Consider the following 18,626-nt stretch of genomic DNA (forward strand, 5'->3'; position numbering starts at 1 on the left):
GAGGGAGAACCTCTTATTGGCAGGGTCTGGGACAAACTCGCCCAAAAACGGCTCGGACAGTGTCCCAGGCCCTGCGAGGTTCTCCCTCCATCTGCGCAGCCCGTTCTAAGGCCTGGCCTCAAGCGATTTGGCTCCCGTTCCATTGGCCCCCGCCCGGGAATCCCATCCCCCAGACCCCTCCTGCTTTTGTATCAGGCTTGATTAGTAAGGTTTTACTTTTCGAGCTCTAACAGTTGTCTTGTATATGGGTTTTGTGGGTGGGTAAATACCTGGTCTACGGTGCCCTCTTCTACGATTCGGCCTTCTTTCATGACGATCAGACGGTCGCACATCTGGTAGATGACGTTTAGGTCGTGGGAGATGAAGAGGTAGGACAGTTTGAATTCATCTGCCAGCTTGAGGAGGAGTTCCATGATCTGGGCCTGAACCGTGACGTCCAGCGCGGAGACCGGTTCGTCTGCGATGATGAATCTGGAACCTCCGATCAGGGCAGCTGCAATGCTGACGCGCTGCCGCTGCCCGCCGCTTAGTTCCCGAGGCAGCCTGGCGGCTATCTTTTCCTCCAGGCCCACTTTTTTCAGCATGTCCAGGACGGCTTCCCGCCGTCCTGCTTTGGAGCTGCCGCCTTTGAGTCTTAATGGCTCTTCCAGTATCCAGCCAACTTTTTTTACCGGATTTAAAGAGGCGTAAGGGTCCTGGAAGATCATTTGGGGGCGGCTGGTGTGGTGGATAATTTCTCCCTCTGTGCGCTCCCCCAGTCCCAGGATTGCTCTGGACAGGGTGGATTTCCCGCAGCCGCTCTCGCCGACTAATCCCATGATCTCATTTTCATAGATACAGAAATTTATATCATATAGTACTTGTTTTTCATAATAGGCGTTGACTCCCCGGATTTCCAAAACCTTTTTTCTGTCAATCATGCAGCTGCCTCCTTAAAGGGATTCCAGTCCTGGACGGAACCGATGCGATCAGTTGTCTGGTATAGTCCTGTTTTGGATTCCGGAAGATCTCTTCCATACTTCCTTCTTCTATCATATCGCCGTCACATAACACGATGACCCGGCTGCACAGCTTGCGCACCAGCCCCAGATCATGGGATATGAACAGGATGGCCGTCTCGTATTTGCGGTTTATTTTTTGGAGGAGACGGACGATCTGCGCCTGGATGGTCACGTCAAGCGCCGTGGTTGGCTCGTCCGCGATCAACAGTTTGGGATGGCAGATAATAGCGGAAGCGATCATTACCCGCTGTCTCATGCCTCCGGACAGCTGATGGGGATATTTATGATACAGCTCCTCCGGATTGGGCAGTTCGGCGTCCAGCATAGCCTTTACAGCCCGCTCCTTTCGTTCGGCTGCCGACAGATCCGTGTGAAGCCGCAGGCTTTCTTCCACCTGCCTGCCGATCTTCATGACCGGATTCAGGGATGTCATGGGTTCCTGGAATACCATGGCAATCTCGTTTCCCTGGAGAGTACGCAGTTCCCTGCTGGTACAGCGGAGCAGATCCTGACCGTTCAGGCGGATCTCCCCGCTTTTTATCACGGCATGGCCGGGAAGCAGGCCTGCGATGGCCTGGGCCGTCATAGTCTTGCCGGAACCGGATTCTCCCACCAGCCCCACGATCTCTCCCGGCTCCATACGCAGGTTGAAATGATTTAGCACCCGTTCTGGTGCCGACCGGTCCAGAAATTCTATAGAAAGATTCTTCACTTCCAGCATATGATTACCTCCGCTTCAATCCATCGCTGATCATCCCGAAACCCAGGATCAGCAGGATTATCATTACGCCGGGAAATACCGCGCACCAGGGTGCTGAGAACAGATAGGTCGAAGCTTCTGATATCATGCGTCCCAGGCTGGCGTCCGGGGGCTGTACGCCGATTCCCAGATAACTTAAGCTGGCTTCCGCCAGCACCGCATTGTTAAAGCCGATGGCAGCGCTGGATAAGATGACCGGCAGCGCATTGGGTAAGATATGGACGAACATGATACGGACTCCTGACGCTCCCCACAGCTTCGCGCTTTTCACATAATCCCGCTCCCGGTAGAGGATGAATTCCCCTCTCACCACCCGGGCAAAGCTGGGGATAAAGGCAATGGACAGCGCCATGATCAGATTCCCTCTTCCCGGTCCTAAAACACTGATGAAAACAAGCGCCAGCAGGAAGCTTGGAAATGCCGTCACAATGTCGTTTATTCTCATCAATATTTCATCCAGGATACCTCCGTAATACCCGGTCAGGGCCCCCACCAGTGTCCCGGTCAGGCCGCCTATGACTACGGTTACCAAAGAGATCCAGCCTGTCGTGCCCAATCCTTTTAAAACTCTGCTGAATATATCCCGTCCGAACTGATCTGCTCCCATCAGATGGCGAAAGGAAGGCGCAGCAAATTTATCCGGCCCGTTCATGGTATCCGGCCCATAGGGCGTATAAAAGAAGCCGGCGATAATCAGGATTATCATAACGGCACATATCACACAGCCCAGTATGAAGTTCAGGTTCCGTCCGTCTTTTTTCATTCGTTCCCGCTCCCGCCCAACCTTACTCTGGGATCCAGCCACCGGTATCCCATATCCACCAGAAAATTAACAATCACCACAAAAGCAGCCAGAAATGTAATGATGGCCTGCACCACCGGATAATCCCGGCCCGATATGGAACTGACCAGCATCCGGCCAAGGCCTGGGATACCGAATACCTGCTCGATGATGATACTGGACGCCAGCATGTCGGCCAGGGCCATACCCAGGAAAGTCAGAACGGGAATGCAGGCGTTGCGCAGTACATGCCGGTACAACACGCCATTCTGCGAATTTCCCCGGCTGTGAGCCGTCTTCACATAGTCCTGTCTGAGCTGGCCCAGCACCGAGCTTCGAAGCAGTTTCACCGTCATAGCGCTCTTCGGCAGGGCGATGGCAAAGGAAGGCAGAATCAGATACCCCAGGAATCCGGCGGTACTGTCCTGGTACGAAACATAACCTCCCGGAGTGAACAGTTTCAATACCAGCCCAAACAAAAAAGTGAGCAAAATGCCCAGAAAAAAAGGCGGTATCGACATGGCGATCTGATTCAGTACGCTCAGGATGTGATCCACGATCCCATTTTCATGTCTGGCACACAAAATCCCCAGCGGGATTCCAAGCAGCAGGATCATGACAAAGGATATTCCCATCATAGTCAGGGTGACCGGTAATTTTTCCAACAGCATCTGCCCCACCGGCAGATGATAGCTGTAGGATTCACCCAGATCCCCGGAAGCGAATCCAGCGATCCAGCGGGCATAGCGGATGGGCAGGGGATCGTTAAGCCCCATCTCTTCCCGCAGTGCTTCCACTTTTTCCGGTGTTGCCTGGGTCGAAAGTTTTGATGTTGCAGGATCACCGGATATCAGGTCAAAGGCCAGGAAGGTCAGAAATGAGACAATTAGCAATGTGATCATGAGAGTGATTACTTTTTTTATATAAAATTTCATTTCCACACCTCCCCGGCGTCTGTATAATCCTGTCTGTTCTTAATTATCTGTTTTAATTCTGCTTGATCAGATATATTTTACTCATATCCTGTACATACAGCGGATAGAACGTATAGCCGCCGTACTTTTTATTTAACGCCACCAGATCAGCCAGATCCTGGATATATACATTGGCCGCATCCTCGGCCAGCAGGGTTTCCATCTGTTTATAGATCTCCACCTGTTTTGCGTCGTCCGCTGTGGAGGCCGCCTGCTGGAACAAGCTGTCGTATTCCGGGCTGCTGTAATTGATAAAGTTACCGGAATTACCGGTAGTAAAACGCTCCAGTAATGCCCTTGCCGTCAGCGCCGACGCATCCACACCGACGACCGTACTCTGGTAATTGTGGTCGGCATAGACATCTGACAGCCAGCTGTCCCATTCGATCATCTGGATCGTAGCGTTGATGCCCACCTGCTTTAACTGCTCGACCAACACCTGCGCCGTGTCGATATGGGGCTGATAGTTAGACGGCACCGTGATGGTCATATCAAATCCATCCGGATACCCTGCCTCGGTAAGCAGCTCCTTAGCCTTATTCACATCCTGCGTATACATATCCTTGAGATCATCCACATAGTATTTCCCAAATGCCGGGAACATACTACTGCCGATTTCTGTTCCCTTGCCGTCGGCGATCATCATCATGACCTCCTGGGGGTTCACCGCGTAGCACATGGCCTGACGGACCAGCTTGTTGTCAAAGGGGGCCGCCGCATGGTTCAGATACAGCGCCTGCACCAGGTTCATGGTTCCCTCTTCGATATTAAAGTCATCCTTAAGTTCCGCCGCCTGTGAGGACGTAAGTCTCGCATACATGTCGATAGAACCGCCCTTTAAGCTCATGACAATGGTGTCGGCATCCGCCACGATCTTGAACTCGACCTTATCCAGATACGCCGGTTCTCCCCAGTAATCCGTGAACTTTTCGATCACGATATTTTCCTGCGGGGATCTGGAAACGTACCGGAACGGTCCGGTACCCATAGGCTGTGTATCCAGCTCATCATAGTCCTTCGGTATGATCGCAGTAGTCATATAGGCCAAAAACTCCGTATTGGGTTCTTTTAACGTGATCACCACATTATTCCCGTCAGCCTGGATGCTCTCAATATTAGAATACGCCGGTACCAGCGGTTCTCCTCCCGTGGCATCGGCGCAGCGTTCGATTGAATATATCACATCATCCACTTTCACCGGGTTCCCATTGTGGAACTTCACCCCATCCCTCAGCGTGAAGGTATAGGTCTTTCCATCCTCTGAAATATCATAATGGCTGGCGACAGCTTCGATTAAATTACCATCTGAATCAGGCTTTACTAAGCCTTCATAAATGTTAAATAGGACTTCTTTCGTTCCTGCCGCTACCATTTTGTGAGGGTCAAGACTATCCTCCAGATCCTGAGGAATTCCTACTACGATGGAGCCTCCCATAGAAGGCTCACCGGAAGAAACTTGGCTGGATTCTTTGCCGGGAACCGCTTCGCTTCCTTTCTCGGTCTTATCACCTGAGCATCCGCCCAGTGCAATAGTGAGGGTCAGTACGCCAAGCACGGTAAGGTGCCTGAGTAAGCTTTTCCTGTTCATAAAATGAATCCTCTTTCCTTTTAAGATTCTCCCATTATGCAATTGTCGGTTTTATTGTAACCTCTTTATGGCGGGTTGGCAAGTTTTTTTTGATTGAGGGGGACAAAGCGGGACATGGAGGGCGGGGCTTTGGCATTTGCAGGCACCAACGCGGGGGGACGGATGTTCGGAACCGGCTGGGCGGAGGGCTTGCGCTGGTAGCTGCTAAGTAAAATCCAACTGCCGGATTCAGGAACCGAACCTATTCGCCAAGAACACATGATGTGTTCTCGGCTCAGAGGCCCTTGCCCGTCGGACGTGAAGTCCGCCGGGCATCCTGAATCCGGCAGTTGGATTTTACTAAGCAGCTACACAGCCGCCCTATGCCCAGCCGGTTCCGAACATCCGTCCCCCCGCGTTGGTGCCTGCAAATGCCAAAGCCCCGCCCTCCATGTCCCGCTTTGCCCGCCTGGCGAAAAAAACAGGCGGTTTGCAGCAAAGTATGTTGGATTAATGATAGAGGGAGGCCCCTTCTCCCGTTCATCCGATTCCCAGACCCCAAAAGAACATTCAAGCATTATAGGTTCCAGATATAGTTGTCCCGCCTTCTCCGGTCCAGTTGGTGTGAAAGAATTCACCCCGGGGAAGGTCGGTGCGCTCGTAGGTGTGGGCACCGAAGTAGTCCCTCTGGGCCTGAAGAAGATTAGCTGGAAGCCGGGCACAGCGGTAACCGTCGTAGTAGGACAGGGCGCTGGTCATGGCCGGAGCCGGAATTCCGTTTAAAAGGGCGGAGGCGCAGATGTATCTAAAGCCCTGCTGGCTGTTCGTCATAACTTCTCTGAAGTAGCCGTCTAACATCAGGTTTTCCAGGTCCGGGTTCCGGTCGTAGGCTTCTTTGATATTTTCCAGGAAGATACTTCGGATGATGCAGCCTCCCCGCCAGATCATAGCGATTTCACCGTAATTTAAATTCCAGCCGTAGGTTTGGGCCGCTGATTTCATGAGAGAATAGCCCTGGGCGTAGGATACAATTTTTGAGGCGTAGAGAGCCGCTTTTAAGTCCTCCAGAAAGGCTTCCCGGTCGTCTTCAAATACGACGGCGGGGCCTGTGAGGATACGGGAGGCGTGGACCCGCTCTTCTTTGGCGGCGGAGAGGCAGCGGCTGAACACAGCTTCCGCGATCAGAGTCAGGGGGACCCCTTCATCCAGCGCGGCGATGCCGGTCCACTTGCCCGTTCCTTTCTGGCCCGCGGTATCCAGGATTTTGTCAAGAATGGGAGCGCCGTCCGTATCTTTTACTTTGAGGATGTCTGTTGTGATTTCGATCAGATAGCTGCCCAGCTCTTCTGTCTGCCATCTGGCGAATACTTCGTGCATCTCATCGGCGCTCATGTTCAGATAATCCCTCATGATCTGGTAGGCTTCACAGATGAGCTGCATGTCTCCGTATTCGATTCCGTTATGGACCATTTTCACGAAATGTCCGGCTCCGTTGTCCCCGATCCACTCGCAGCAGGGGACGCCGTCTACTTTAGCAGCGATGGCCTGAAAGATGGGTTTTACACTCTCCCACGCTTTCAATGAGCCGCCCGGCATCATGGAGGGGCCGTGTAAGGCCCCTTCTTCACCGCCTGAGACCCCGCATCCGATATAGAGAAGGCCTTTGCTTTCCACGTAGACGGTTCTTCGGATGGTATCCGGAAAATGGGAGTTGCCGCCGTCGATAATAATGTCGCCGGGCTCCAGCAGGGGGATTAATGTATCAATGAAGCTGTCGACCGGCGCTCCCGCTTTTACCATTAACATGACTTTTCTCGGGAGTTTCAGCTGGCTTATGAACTCTTCCAGGGAATAGGCGGGGATGATTTTTTTCCCTTTCGCCCTCCCCTCTGTAAAATCTGTAACCTTCTGGGTGGTCCGGTTATAAACACTTACCGTAAATCCGTGGTTTTCCATATTGACCACCAGATTTTCCCCCATGACGGCCAGACCGATCAGACCGATATCGGATGTTCCCATTACGCTTCCTCCTATCTTTTTACCCTCGCGTTGCCCTCATAGATGCTTCGGATCTCTTCTTCGCTCACCGGCTGGCCGTAATCGGTGGCCAGGGTCGCAACTAACGCGCCGCATGCCCAGCCGTATCGGATCCACTCTGCCGGCGGATATCCGGACAGTATCGCGTAAAGCATGCCTCCCACGAAGCCGTCACCGCCCCCGATCCGGTCGTACACGGCGATTTCCCGCTGTTCTTCCACAAACCACTGATCCTTTGCGTACAGGATCGCTCCCCACTGATGGGAATTCGCATCGATGACGGTGCGCAGAGTGGTGGCAAAGACGGATGCACCGGGATAGTTCTCCCTGATCCGCCCGATCATCTCTTTGAATCCGTCGATCTTCCCTGAAACATCCAGACCTCCGGCTTCCGGTCCTTGTATCCCTAATGCCAGCTGGAAATCTTCTTCATTTCCAATCAGGATGTCGGACAGACCCGCCAGTTCCTGGAATACCGGACGCAGTTCTTCTTCGCGTCCTTTCCAGAAACTGGCCCGGTAGTTCATGTCAAAGGAGATGACCGTTCCATATTTTTTGGCCATTCTGGCTATTTCCAGACAGCACCGGCCGCTTTCTTTGGATAGGGACGCGATCAGCCCGGAGAAATGCAGGATCCGGCATCCTTCCTCGTGAAAGATCCGCTCCAGATCAAAATCCTGTGCGGAAAGGGTGCAGGCCACCTCTCCCGCGCGGTCGTTCTGAACCACCGGCCTCCTTCTTCCGTATCCGCTGTCCGCGATGTTGAACTGGTGCCGGCAGCCGAAAGGCCCGCCCTGGGGAATCTCAAGGCCCTCATACTCCAGGTTCCTTCTGCGAAGTTCTGCCTTAATGAACTCCGCGATCGCGCTGTCCTTTACGAATTTGGTCAGTACCTTGACCCGCTTTCCAAGGGACGCGCTGATGTTTCCCACATTGCTCTCGGCACTGGTCGCCTGCATCTCATACAGACGGCTCATACTGACGGGCTGACGGTCTGCAGGCGTGATTCTGACACCCATGCTGCTTACCACGACCAGGTCGTATTTACCATTTGATTTAAGCTCCATATTGATTTACCCTCCTGCATTACAGCGTCGGATCCACGATAATTTTCAGATAGTCGTTGTCCGGACTGGCCAGCTCATCAAAATATGAGACTGCTTCCTCCAGGGAAACGATTTTATCCACCATGGAAGCAGCGTAGGGGCGGTCTTTGAATTTCAGAATGGATTCTTCCAGATCCCGGTGCGTAAATCCGTAAGTCCCGTAAACCCGCAGCTCTCTTGTCACGATCTGCTGGTAGTACAGGCTGATATCCCTCTGGTTGTTTCCGATCAGAATTACTTCTCCCTTGCTTTTTACCAGTGTGAGGCTTCCGTTTACTGTAGGGCCGACCCCTACCGCTTCCAGTACGATATCAAATCCGCTGCCTGTATATGCTTCCCGGATATCTTCATAGCTCTTTGCCGTCAGGTCTTCCGTTTCGATCAAACCGTCCAGAATCTTATCGCAGCGGTCCAGACGTTTTTTTGAAACATCCATAATAACGATCTTTGCATCCCGATAGATGTCTTTTGCCACAGCGGCCGTACACATACCGATCACGCCGGCCCCGATGACCGCTATGGTTTTCACCTTTCCGGCCGGCATGGTAAGCTGCTTTACCGCGTGCAAAGCTACAGAAAAAGGTTCCGCCAGGACGCCAACCTCTGCCTTTACTCCATCCGGCATGGGGATCAGGTTCTCTTCCACCATGGTAAAGTATTCGCAGAACGCTCCGTCCACTTCCAGAACTCCGATGTTGCTCTTGTTCAGGCAGATGCTGTAATAGCCTTCCTGACAGTTTTCGCAGGTCTTACAGGTGATGATCGGATCGACAAATACCAGATCACCTTTTTGGTAGCGGCTGTTCTCCAGCGTGGTTTCTTCCACCAGGGCCACCACCTCGTGGCCCATGATCATCGGCGGTATTCTCCGTCCGGTCAGTCCCAGATATCCGTGGACATCGGAACCGCAGATTCCCACTGCTTTTGATTTTAATAGTACTTCTCCTTTTTTCGGAACCGGCTTCTCATATTCCGTGAGCTTCATATCCGACGGACCGTAATATACTAACGCCTTCATAATCTTTCTCCCCTTCTCTAGGCATTCGGCAGAATGACCGATTTTACCGCCTGACGGCTGTCCATGGCTTCGAAAGCCTTTTCCCATTCATCGATACCGAAGACGAATCTGGAAAATGGTTCCAGGTTAATCCGGCCCGCGCAGGTCAGGCGGATCACAGTCTCCCAGGTATCCCAGGTGTGGCTGAATGAGCCCTGGATACAGGCCCCCTTCTGCACGATCGGATCGATCGAGACATCGATGGGCGCCGGTCCCCAGCCAACCTTTGTGATCTGTCCGTTGGGTGCCACGATGTCCATGGACAGCTTAAAGGTGGAAGTGTTGCCCGCGCAGTCGCAGACGACCGGAACACCGATCCCGCCTGTCAGTTTATGGATCGTATCCCGCGGCTCTTCTCTGTCCGAATAGATCAGAATATCCGCTCCCAGCTGTCCGGCGATCTCCATCCGGTTCGCGGAGGAACTTCTGCCTACAGCGATGACCGGATACGCGCCGGCCAGTTTCGCCATGATAATACATAAGAGTCCGATCGTTCCCGGTCCTATGATGACAGCCGGCTTGCCCGGTAGTATCTGTGTCTTCACGATCATAGCGTTGTATGCGACGCAGCAGGGTTCCGTGAGGGAGGCCCGCTCGAATGAAAGGGTATCCGGCATGTGGTGCAGGATTCTCTCCGGCACCGCCACGTATTCCGAGAAGGCGCCGTCGATCAGCGCGCCATAACCGCATCTGTCCGGACATTGGTTATAATTACCGGTTCTGCAGTAGACACATTCGCCGCAGATCTGTGCCGCCGTCTCACAGACGACCCGGTCGTTTACCTGGAAATGCTTTACCCGTTCCCCGGTTTCCACGATTACGCCGCAAAACTCATGCCCTTGTACCACCGGGGGCTTGATCTTAAAACCGATGTTCTGATTCCATATATCCACATCACTTCCGCAGACCCCGGCTGCCATCACTTTTAACAGAACCTGATCCTCCCCGCACACCGGCTTCTCGATATCCATTAATCTGGTTGCTCTTGGTTTTTCCTCATATTTTACAACCGCTTTCATTTCTTCCTCCAGTACCGCAGTTCCTGCGGTATTAAAATTTCCGTCTCAACTGTTCTTGTTTTACTTACTTCTCCTACAATTATTATCATTGGCCTTATGACTTAAGAATCGGCATTGACCTCATACCCAGAGGCTCCGGCACCGACCTCATGGCTTGAGGATCACTTTGATCGCTCCCGTCTCTTCCCGGTTCATCAGCCGCTCGAAGCCTTCCTGGGCCTTCTCAAGCGGCAGAATATCCGTGATCAGAGGTTTTACGTTTAATCTCCCAGCTTCCAGCATCTTCAGGCAGTCATAAAACAGGTCGTCGCTTGCGTTCGCTACTGATACGATACTTCTCTCACTGCTGAAATCTTTTAACTGGTACTGCACCTTTGTTGTGTTGCAGACCAGATTCACGACCGTTCCTTCCCCCTTGCAGACTGCTAACGCCATCTTCTGGGTTTCTTCCGTCCCCACTGTGTCGAACACCATGGCAGCTCCCAGACCGTCTGTTCCGCTCAGGATCTCAGGCACCACGTCTACCTCCGCGGAATTAAACACGCCGTCCGCTCCCACTTCTCTGGCCGCCTCGAAGGCATAGTCCAGGATATCCACACAATATACCCTTCTGGCACCTTTTAGCTTCAACAGCTGGATGATGGACAGGCCCACAGGACCGGTTCCGATGATCACGGCATCCTCCGCGAACACTTTCTTAATCTTCGAAACCGCGGCCAGGCCGACGGCCACAAAATCCAGGGTGGAGACTTCTTCAAAGGTGGCGTTCTCGAACGGATATACATGGTCGCTCCACACCTGGCAGTATTCCGCCATACCGCCGGGATAGAATTCCATTTCTCCCCATCCTGCCCCGTGCCCGATATGCTTCGTATTCTTGCAGAGGTTCATCCGGCCGGTGCGGCAGAACTCACAGCTTTTGCAGGTGTTGTAAACGATAACCCCTACTTTTTTTCCCAGCAGGTACTCATCTTTTTTGTCTTTTACCTCCACGACTTCTCCAGCAAATTCATGTCCTAAGATCATATTGTCGGGGTTCTGGGTGACATAGCCTAAGGTCTGCTGGGACCACGGGTTCTCGCCTTCCAGATATCTGATATCACTTCCGCAGATTCCGCAGGCTTTTACCCGTACCAGGACTTCGCCGGAGCGTAATGCAGGTTTCGGCGCGTCCATATAATGAATCTGATTGTCTGTTTTCAGTACTACTGCTTTCACGTGTTTTCCTCCTCTAACCGCCTGTTATTTCCCATCTTTTCCTCCATTCATGGGCTTATTCACCCTTCACCTTGACCAGCGTTTCTCCGCAGAACGGGATAATGCCGATCTCGGCATCCTTTCCCAAACGGGCCTTTGCCATCTCCACCGCCTCTTCCACCGAGGACGCTTTTTTGAACTGCAGTAGTTCATAGTCCTCATCCGCCAAACCGTCGGATACACAGATGATTTCCGCGTGGCCGATCACCTTGTGATGATTGATGGCATTGGTCGCTCCCACCTCGTCTTCGATCTTTCCCTCTTCGGCTTCTTTCAAAATTTCATCCAGGGTCATGGGCATATATTTTTTCAGTGCCGGAAGATGGAACGGTGCGTTTCCGCATAACCCCTCCGATGCCTCAAAGAGAAAGATGATGGTGCCGCCCTCCTTCACTCCGAACTGCGCGAAAGCATAGGGTTTGAATGCCTGCCAGAAATCAAAGCAGCAGGGGGCCGCATTTGCGATCACGATATCCGCCTGATGATCGATGACCGGGCACAGCAGCTGTTTGGCCAGCTCCACTCCCGCCCGGTGCGCTTCGATAAAATGGCCGCAGAACAGGCCCTGGATTTCCTTTTTCTCATTCAGCACGGTATTTACAATATAAGATAAATTGACCTGGGAACCGATATAGTCGATTTCCTTCCGGCAGATATTATCCAGTGTTCCCACGATATCCATCGTGTTTGCCCTGACCGCCCCGATCCAGTGGGTATAGTCCGTGGTTCTCCTGGCGCTGACACCAGGCTGGATCGTCTTCGCGCCGCCGCTCCAGCCTACCACCACATGGGGAACGATATTGCCGACCGCCAGCACGAAGTCCGCTCTCAGCACCTCTTTATGTAAATCCACCGGAGTCCCTAATTCGGTAGTGAGGACATATTCGTAGTCTTCTTCTTTGGTATAGTCCACATTCAGCAGAGGATACCGGTCCAGAATCTCTCTGCCGATCTTCTCGTCCAGCTCTTTTTCACTCATGGGCCTGTGTGTTCCCGGCGCTGTCATGATACAGATATCCTTTGTCTTTTGTTCGATCCGGGCCAGCAGATGGGGAAGAATTCTGGCACAGGGCGTTGGTCTGGAAGCGTCATCCACGATAATCACTACTTTCCCGTCCTTTGGTACCGCGTCCTCCAGTCTTTCGGCCCCGTAGGGATGATCCAGCGCTTCTTCGATCAGACTCGCTTCCTCCTGCTTTTTCGGAAGATCCGCCAAAGCCGCATAGTATATTACCTGCCTCTCATCCAGCTGGAACGATATCTCATGTGTTCCTGTGTTCATCCTGTATTCTTTCATATATTGCCACCTCGCAAATGAAATGTATTACGCCTTTTTCCGCATCTTCCGCTTTTAAGGCACCAATACCACTTTCATAACTTTTTGCTGCTCTTTATTCAGCATAATGTCAAACCCGGTCTGCACTTCGTCAAGAGGCAGCACATGGGTGATCATTTTCTCAGCCTGGATCGTCCCATTCTCGATGAGTTTGATTCCCAGCAGGAAATCCGAACTGTGATTGTTGGCCGAAGTGATTATCCTTTTCTCGCCGGCCAGATCCATCAGCTCATAGGAGGCCTGCGTCATATTCGCCACCAGATTCACAAGGGTGCCGCTCTCTCTCAGGATGTGCAGCGCCTGCTTCTGGGTTTCAGCAGTCCCCACCGTGTCAAATACAACGTTTGCGCCGTTCATCCCGACCTCTCTCATGGCATCTTCCAGGGATTCCTGCTGGATATTCACAGCCCTGGTCACGCCCACATCCCTGGCGATCTCAAGCGCCCCCTCATAGACATCCGTACAGATAACCTTATCTGCCCCGAACGCCTTCACCGCCTGTACGATACTTAAGCCCACGGCTCCTGTTCCCAGCACCACCACATCCTCCCCTGGCCTGATATCCGATTTGGTGATCGCATGGATGCCCACGGATATGGGGTCTAACAGGGTGGCCTCCTCAAAGGACATGGAATCCGGGATTTCGCATACATGGGTATTCCAGATCTGGCAATACTCAGCCATTCCGCCCGGATAATAATTCATGGTACCCCAGCCGGCCCCATGGCCGATATGCATCGTCTTTTTGCACAGGTTATAGTTCCCGTTTCTGCAGTATTCACAGACACCGCAGGTGTTATAGGCGAGAACCGCCACCCGTTTTCCCAGCAGATGCTTGAATTCCGGATTCTTCACCTCGTGTACGATCCCGCCCCACTCGTGGCCTAATATGATATTCGGCGGATTCGGCAGGTTCTTGCCCAGAGTATGTAAGGCCCAGGGATTTTCTCCTTTATAATAGCGGACATCGCTGCCGCAGATACCGCAGGCCTTGACCTCCACGATCAGGTAGTCGTTATCCGCCTCCGGTTTTTTAATGTCTTCCAATTGAATGACTTCAGGTTCTTTCAACACAGCTACTTTCATTGCGCTCTCCTTCTCAGCCCTTCACGGCTCCTGCCGTCAGGCCGCCTATAATGTATTTCTGTAAAAAGATGGAAATAATACAGATGGGAAGCGTGATCAGTACAGACGCCGCCATCAGTCCGCCCCAGTCCACCGCAGCATAGGACACGAAGCTGAAGATCGCCACCGGCAGCGTGATCGTCTTCCTGCCGCTTAGCACAAGGGCAAACATAAAGTTATTCCAGGAAAAGATGAATGCCAGCAAAGATGCCGTCAGAATGCCGGCCCTGCACAAGGGCAGCACGATCCCGAAAAAGGTCCGGAACTTGGAGGAACCGTCCACCCAGGCCGCCATCTCCAGTTCCATGGGAATCGATTCAAAAAACGGCGTCATAATCCAGACGATGAGCGGCAGCGCGACCAGCATATGGGTCAGAATCAGCGCCGTATAGGAATCCGTCAGCTGCAGCTTCGCGAAAATCGTAAACCACGGAACCAAAAACGAAATACCGGGTATCATACGCACGACCAATATGATCAGGCTCATTTTCCGCAGCTTGTATCTGGCGATCGCATAGGCTGCCGGCAGCGACAAAACCAATGCGAAAATAGTGGATAACAACGCGATGATAAAACTGTTGATCATCGGTTTTACAAAGTCATATTGATAAATCACATTGGAATAGTTCATCAGGGTCGGCAAAAAGGAGAATAATCCTTTGCTGGCATTCAGAATATCCTTTTGCTGCTGCAATGACGCCAGAACCATCCAAAGCATAGGAAAAAATGAAATAAACGCCAGACCATATATGAGGATGTACTTTCCAAATGCCGAGACAAACCGTGTAATTTTTTTATTCACTAATAATCCACCTCCACCTTCTTTTTAATGAACATGAAGATACAGGCGATCAGAATAACCACCATGAAGAACATGACCGTGATCGCTGAGGCGTCTCCAAACTGGAAGTACTGGAAACTGGTCACCGTGGCCAGAATATTGATGGTCTCCGACGCGTAGCCCGGTCCGCCCTGTGTGGTGGCGTAAATAATATCAAAGGTCTTAATGACATCAATCAGCCGCAGCAGGATAGCCGATAAGATAGCCGGACTGGCCAGCGGAATCGTGATGTGGAAGAACCGCTGTACCGGGGATGCCCCGTCTACTTTGGCCGACTCATACATTTCTCCCGGTATGGTCATTAAGCCGGCCAGGACCATCAGCATAACCATAGGCGTCCATTCCCATACGTCAATCATAATGAGGGACGGCAGAACCTGGGAGGCGGACGCCAAAAACTGCTGTTTCGGCAGGCCAAACGCACTGACCAGTACATTCGCATATCCAATCGTAGGCTCCAGGATCAGTTTCCACACCATCCCCACCGCCACCGGAGTGGCTACCACCGGCAGAATAAAGACGGTCTTGATGACATTAGTGGCAAAAAACTTCCGGTTGATCAGCACCGCGATCCCGATTCCCAACAGTGTTTCAACCACAATCGCGCCGATTACAAATAAAAAGGTGCGCAGCACCGCTCCCCAGAACCGGTCATCGTGGAACAAATCTATGTAGTTGGCGACGCCCACGAATTCCGGCGGTTTGATGTTGGACATACTCCAGTCGCAAAAACTAAGGCCAATGGTATATAACATCGGCGCTACTATCATAACCAGTACGAAGATGATGACCGGAGCCATGAAAATAACTTTTAAATGTTTATCAATCCATCTTGACATTTCTTACTATGTCTCCCTTCTCCATCGAAAGATGCCTGTTTGTTTAAAGAAGGAACTTTTTTGAACACTAAGGGCTGTTGTTAAAACATCCTTTTAATACACCAGGAATGTGCTCCTGCCGCATTAAAAATCTCGCTTTCTAACAACAGCCCTGTTTTTCACCTCATTACCTTCTCATTGCCTTCCCACGGGGATTTACTTGGTTCCAAAATCTTCGTCAATGATGGACTGGAATGTGGCATTTGCCTTATCCGCGGCTGCCTGTACATCTCCACCATTGATGGCCGTTACGATCACTTCCCCGATGGCGTCCCTTGCGCGTCCTACAGAGATCACCTGCGGCCTGTCAGTCTCCACACCGATATCACCGGACGCCAGGATCACTTTAACCAGTTCCGGCGGGAAGTTCTTATTGGCCTCCGGATCATCCCACACGGATGTACGGGCTCCGGAATTACCGGCACTCTGAGTCAGGGTAGATACTTCTTTGCTGGTAGCCCACTTCACGAATTCCATGGATGCCTCCGGATTCTTCGTGTTTGCCGCAATCGACATTCCCCAGGAACAGATATTGTAGACAGCGCCCGTAGGCATCACCGCGTATCCAGTCACATCCGATACCGTGCTGTCCGGACCGCATGCGGAATTATACAGGGAATCTGCATCCGTGTACATCGCCGCGTTGCCCTGGGAATACAGGGCTGCTGCCTGCTGCCAGTGCATGTTCAGGACTCCGGGAGGGCCGTATTTCCTCAGCATATCGCCATAGAATGTAAAGGCCTTCACCGCTTCCGGCGTATTTAACGCGGCATTGCCGTCTTTGTCCACCCAGTTGCCGCCGCAGCCGTACAGATAACCGGAAAACTGGGTGACAGCCGCCGCTGTCAGGCCACGGGACACGATTCCATAGACTTCGTTGTCGGGATCGTTTAACTTCTCAGCAGCAGCCATCAGCTCATCCATCGTCTTCGGGACCTCAAGTCCTGCTTTTTCGAATAAATCTGTCCGGTAGTACAGAATCTGCCGCTCGGTTACCAGCGGTAATCCGTAACAGGCACCGGATGTATCCTCATAGGACGCAAGCGCGGACGGGATGAAATCAGCCGCATCTACCTCCGGGTCGTCTTTCAGCGCGCTTAAGTCATAAACCCAGCCATTCTGGATAAACATTTTAATTTCCTGTAAGGGCCTTGTCATCATGACATCCAGTCCCGAAGATCCGGAGGTCAATTCGATCGCCAGTTTTTCACTTAACTGATCTTCCGCGTAGTTCTCAGCTTTGACGACAATTCCGGTTTTCTCGGTAAATTCGTCCAAATGCGCAGTCACTGCATCTGTCCAGTTGTGGTTGGCAAAGATTACTCTGATCTCGGTTCCCTCATAGGGCTTATCCACCGCTCCTGCGCTGTCATCCGTCCCCTTTTCCTCTGTCTGTGCGGGGGCCTCGGCTTTACCGGTATCGGAAGCCGGCGCGGATTCCTCCGTTTTTTGACCACAGCCGTACAACGTGGATGCCAAAAGAATCAAACCCAATACCATTGCTACATGCTTTCTCATAACATACCCTCTCTTTTTTTTATTTATCTTATACGAGTCACGTGCCTCGTAAATGATATCGAAAATATTACGAGGTACGTGCCTCGTAAGTCCCAAAAAAAACACCCCTGAAGTGTCACCAATCCCTGTTACAAAGGCGTGACCGTCTCTTTTAATTTTATTTGTAAAGCCACGTATAATGTATCGTCCGTTATCTCATTCTGGAAAACATAATCGTAAATCGCGTAAATAGTCGTGTAACCCAGCCGTTCCAAATTCACGCCGATCAGCGCATCAAAATAACCCAGCCGCAGATCCTTTTCCATCTGTCTGGTAAAATCAAATGCAATAATAGAAAGCTGATCTTTCTTCTGCAGCTTCTGTACCATCTCCACGATATACCCAGCGGAACCACAGCTCACGATAATACCGTCCAGATCCGGATACTCCTCCAGCAGCCGCTCCACTTTGGCCATCGCGATGTCTTCCGGATAAGTATTACGTCCCACTTCCACCACCTGAATACCGGGATATGCTTTTTCCAGATGCTCTTTCGCCGAGTCGATTCTGATCTGGTGGACCATATTCTTCTCCAGGCCGCTGAGCAATGCTACCTTTCCTTTTCCTCTTAAGAATTTTCCCATCAGACCGGCAGCCACGTTACCTTCTCTTTTCTGATTAATACCGATTTCGTATGGGAATTGAAACTCTGTATTCTGAGCACCGTTTATATTAAAATAAGAAATGAATTTTATTCCATTATTCATATGAACGCGGATCGTCTCAAACAGATCCTCTGATTTTTCTTCCAGGGAGATGGCGATGCCGGACACCCGGTGTTCCTCAACCAGCTCGTTGATCACCGCGATCTGCTCAGATGCCTTCCCACTCTTAATATGTCGGAACATAAAGGAAACGCCTGTTTTCTCCAATATCCCAACGGCCCTCAGCATTCCCGCGTAGATCTCATGAAATAAAGGATTCTCAACCGGAGTAATATCTGCACATAAAATAACTCCAATCACAGTCCTGTGCTGAATCGCCAGCATCTTCCCCACTACATTCGGTCTGTACCCGCGTTCCTCGATCTGCTTCAGTATCTCTTTTCTTCTCTCCTCGCCTACGCCTTCCCGGTTGTTAATCACTCGGTCCAGTGTAGCCCGGGAGCACCCGATCTCCAATGCAAGCTCTTTTAACGTCATGGTTAATTCCACCTTGCATCCATTATTTACGAGTCTCGTGTCTCGTAACGATCCGCAAATAACTTATATGTACTTTCTAACTAAGAGTATATCCACAATTGTATATTCTGTCAAGTATCGTTTATTTTTTAACACTTTTATGTTCGATTTTCCCTTAGCAAAGCCAGAAACCACTGACCATACAGATC

General features: G+C 51.6%; 16 protein-coding genes. All 16 read right to left on the reverse strand.

Translation table 11 applies throughout. The features are described 5' to 3' along the window. Positions 1–212: 212 nt before the first annotated feature. The 16 genes from KTH90_RS14835 to KTH90_RS14910 all read right to left on the reverse strand — a co-directional run bounded on the left by KTH90_RS14835 (position 213) and on the right by KTH90_RS14910 (position 18,438). Positions 213–920, reverse strand: coding sequence for an ABC transporter ATP-binding protein (locus tag KTH90_RS14835; protein ID WP_158354019.1), 708 nt, complete (start codon positions 918–920; stop codon positions 213–215). Continuing rightward, the gene (locus KTH90_RS14840; RefSeq protein ID WP_158354020.1) at positions 913–1,722 is read right to left on the reverse strand and encodes an ABC transporter ATP-binding protein; all 810 of its coding nucleotides are present in this window, start codon (positions 1,720–1,722) and stop codon (positions 913–915) included. Before KTH90_RS14840 ends, KTH90_RS14835 begins: the two co-directional genes overlap by 8 nt. A gap of 4 nt (positions 1,723–1,726) precedes the next feature. Continuing rightward, on the reverse strand, positions 1,727–2,524 hold the full coding sequence (locus tag KTH90_RS14845; protein ID WP_158354021.1) for an ABC transporter permease: 798 nt from the start codon (positions 2,522–2,524) through the stop codon (positions 1,727–1,729). Then, positions 2,521–3,477: an ABC transporter permease gene (locus tag KTH90_RS14850; RefSeq protein ID WP_158354022.1), complete on the reverse strand. Its 957-nt coding sequence runs from the start codon at positions 3,475–3,477 to the stop codon at positions 2,521–2,523. The genes KTH90_RS14845 and KTH90_RS14850 overlap by 4 nt, the downstream gene beginning before the upstream one ends. A gap of 52 nt (positions 3,478–3,529) precedes the next feature. Beyond that, positions 3,530–5,104 (reverse strand): ABC transporter substrate-binding protein, encoded by a 1,575-nt coding sequence (locus tag KTH90_RS14855; RefSeq protein ID WP_158354023.1) that lies wholly within the window; start codon positions 5,102–5,104, stop codon positions 3,530–3,532. A 549-nt stretch (positions 5,105–5,653) separates the two neighbouring features. Next, positions 5,654–7,102, reverse strand: a complete 1,449-nt coding sequence (gene gnd / locus KTH90_RS14860) for a decarboxylating NADP(+)-dependent phosphogluconate dehydrogenase (RefSeq protein ID WP_158354024.1) — start codon at positions 7,100–7,102, stop codon at positions 5,654–5,656. Between the two features lie 11 nt (positions 7,103–7,113). After that, complete coding sequence (locus tag KTH90_RS14865; protein WP_158354025.1) at positions 7,114–8,187, reverse strand: PfkB family carbohydrate kinase; 1,074 nt, start codon at positions 8,185–8,187, stop codon at positions 7,114–7,116. A 19-nt stretch (positions 8,188–8,206) separates the two neighbouring features. Continuing rightward, on the reverse strand, positions 8,207–9,244 hold the full coding sequence (locus tag KTH90_RS14870; RefSeq protein ID WP_238727000.1) for a zinc-dependent alcohol dehydrogenase: 1,038 nt from the start codon (positions 9,242–9,244) through the stop codon (positions 8,207–8,209). Positions 9,245–9,261: 17 nt separating this feature from the next. Next, the gene (locus tag KTH90_RS14875; RefSeq protein WP_158354027.1) at positions 9,262–10,302 is read right to left on the reverse strand and encodes a zinc-dependent alcohol dehydrogenase; all 1,041 of its coding nucleotides are present in this window, start codon (positions 10,300–10,302) and stop codon (positions 9,262–9,264) included. Between the two features lie 147 nt (positions 10,303–10,449). Further along, complete coding sequence (locus KTH90_RS14880; RefSeq protein ID WP_158354028.1) at positions 10,450–11,520, reverse strand: zinc-dependent alcohol dehydrogenase; 1,071 nt, start codon at positions 11,518–11,520, stop codon at positions 10,450–10,452. 55 nt (positions 11,521–11,575) lie between these two features. After that, positions 11,576–12,856, reverse strand: a complete 1,281-nt coding sequence (locus KTH90_RS14885; protein WP_158354029.1) for a nickel-dependent lactate racemase family protein — start codon at positions 12,854–12,856, stop codon at positions 11,576–11,578. 54 nt (positions 12,857–12,910) lie between these two features. Continuing rightward, positions 12,911–13,981 (reverse strand): zinc-dependent alcohol dehydrogenase, encoded by a 1,071-nt coding sequence (locus tag KTH90_RS14890; RefSeq protein WP_158354030.1) that lies wholly within the window; start codon positions 13,979–13,981, stop codon positions 12,911–12,913. Between the two features lie 13 nt (positions 13,982–13,994). Continuing rightward, on the reverse strand, positions 13,995–14,822 hold the full coding sequence (locus tag KTH90_RS14895; protein ID WP_238727001.1) for a carbohydrate ABC transporter permease: 828 nt from the start codon (positions 14,820–14,822) through the stop codon (positions 13,995–13,997). After that, the gene (locus KTH90_RS14900) at positions 14,822–15,700 is read right to left on the reverse strand and encodes a carbohydrate ABC transporter permease (protein WP_158354031.1); all 879 of its coding nucleotides are present in this window, start codon (positions 15,698–15,700) and stop codon (positions 14,822–14,824) included. The genes KTH90_RS14895 and KTH90_RS14900 overlap by 1 nt, the downstream gene beginning before the upstream one ends. Before the next feature lie 195 nt (positions 15,701–15,895). Continuing rightward, complete coding sequence (locus KTH90_RS14905) at positions 15,896–17,257, reverse strand: sugar ABC transporter substrate-binding protein (protein ID WP_238727002.1); 1,362 nt, start codon at positions 17,255–17,257, stop codon at positions 15,896–15,898. A gap of 128 nt (positions 17,258–17,385) precedes the next feature. Then, positions 17,386–18,438: a substrate-binding domain-containing protein gene (locus KTH90_RS14910; protein WP_158354032.1), complete on the reverse strand. Its 1,053-nt coding sequence runs from the start codon at positions 18,436–18,438 to the stop codon at positions 17,386–17,388. Positions 18,439–18,626 lie beyond the last annotated feature (188 nt).

Origin of the sequence: Diplocloster modestus (genome assembly GCF_019042245.1) — a bacterium.
Classification (GTDB): Bacteria; Bacillota; Clostridia; order Lachnospirales; family Lachnospiraceae; genus Diplocloster; species Diplocloster modestus.

What these genes read in the sequence shown, in the direction of transcription:
- KTH90_RS14900 (WP_158354031.1), bottom strand. Translation starts at nt 15,700, where the DNA reads ATGTCAAGATGGATTGATAAACATTTAAAAGTTATTTTCATGGCTCCG.
- KTH90_RS14870 (WP_238727000.1), bottom strand. Translation starts at nt 9,244, where the DNA reads ATGAAGGCGTTAGTATATTACGGTCCGTCGGATATGAAGCTCACGGAA.
- KTH90_RS14910 (WP_158354032.1), bottom strand. Translation starts at nt 18,438, where the DNA reads ATGACGTTAAAAGAGCTTGCATTGGAGATCGGGTGCTCCCGGGCTACA.
- KTH90_RS14865 (WP_158354025.1), bottom strand. Translation starts at nt 8,187, where the DNA reads ATGGAGCTTAAATCAAATGGTAAATACGACCTGGTCGTGGTAAGCAGC.
- KTH90_RS14875 (WP_158354027.1), bottom strand. Translation starts at nt 10,302, where the DNA reads ATGAAAGCGGTTGTAAAATATGAGGAAAAACCAAGAGCAACCAGATTA.
- KTH90_RS14905 (WP_238727002.1), bottom strand. Translation starts at nt 17,257, where the DNA reads ATGAGAAAGCATGTAGCAATGGTATTGGGTTTGATTCTTTTGGCATCC.
- KTH90_RS14890 (WP_158354030.1), bottom strand. Translation starts at nt 13,981, where the DNA reads ATGAAAGTAGCTGTGTTGAAAGAACCTGAAGTCATTCAATTGGAAGAC.
- KTH90_RS14885 (WP_158354029.1), bottom strand. Translation starts at nt 12,856, where the DNA reads ATGAAAGAATACAGGATGAACACAGGAACACATGAGATATCGTTCCAG.
- KTH90_RS14855 (WP_158354023.1), bottom strand. Translation starts at nt 5,104, where the DNA reads ATGAACAGGAAAAGCTTACTCAGGCACCTTACCGTGCTTGGCGTACTG.
- KTH90_RS14835 (WP_158354019.1), bottom strand. Translation starts at nt 920, where the DNA reads ATGATTGACAGAAAAAAGGTTTTGGAAATCCGGGGAGTCAACGCCTAT.
- gnd (WP_158354024.1), bottom strand. Translation starts at nt 7,102, where the DNA reads ATGGGAACATCCGATATCGGTCTGATCGGTCTGGCCGTCATGGGGGAA.
- KTH90_RS14840 (WP_158354020.1), bottom strand. Translation starts at nt 1,722, where the DNA reads ATGCTGGAAGTGAAGAATCTTTCTATAGAATTTCTGGACCGGTCGGCA.
- KTH90_RS14845 (WP_158354021.1), bottom strand. Translation starts at nt 2,524, where the DNA reads ATGAAAAAAGACGGACGGAACCTGAACTTCATACTGGGCTGTGTGATA.
- KTH90_RS14850 (WP_158354022.1), bottom strand. Translation starts at nt 3,477, where the DNA reads ATGAAATTTTATATAAAAAAAGTAATCACTCTCATGATCACATTGCTA.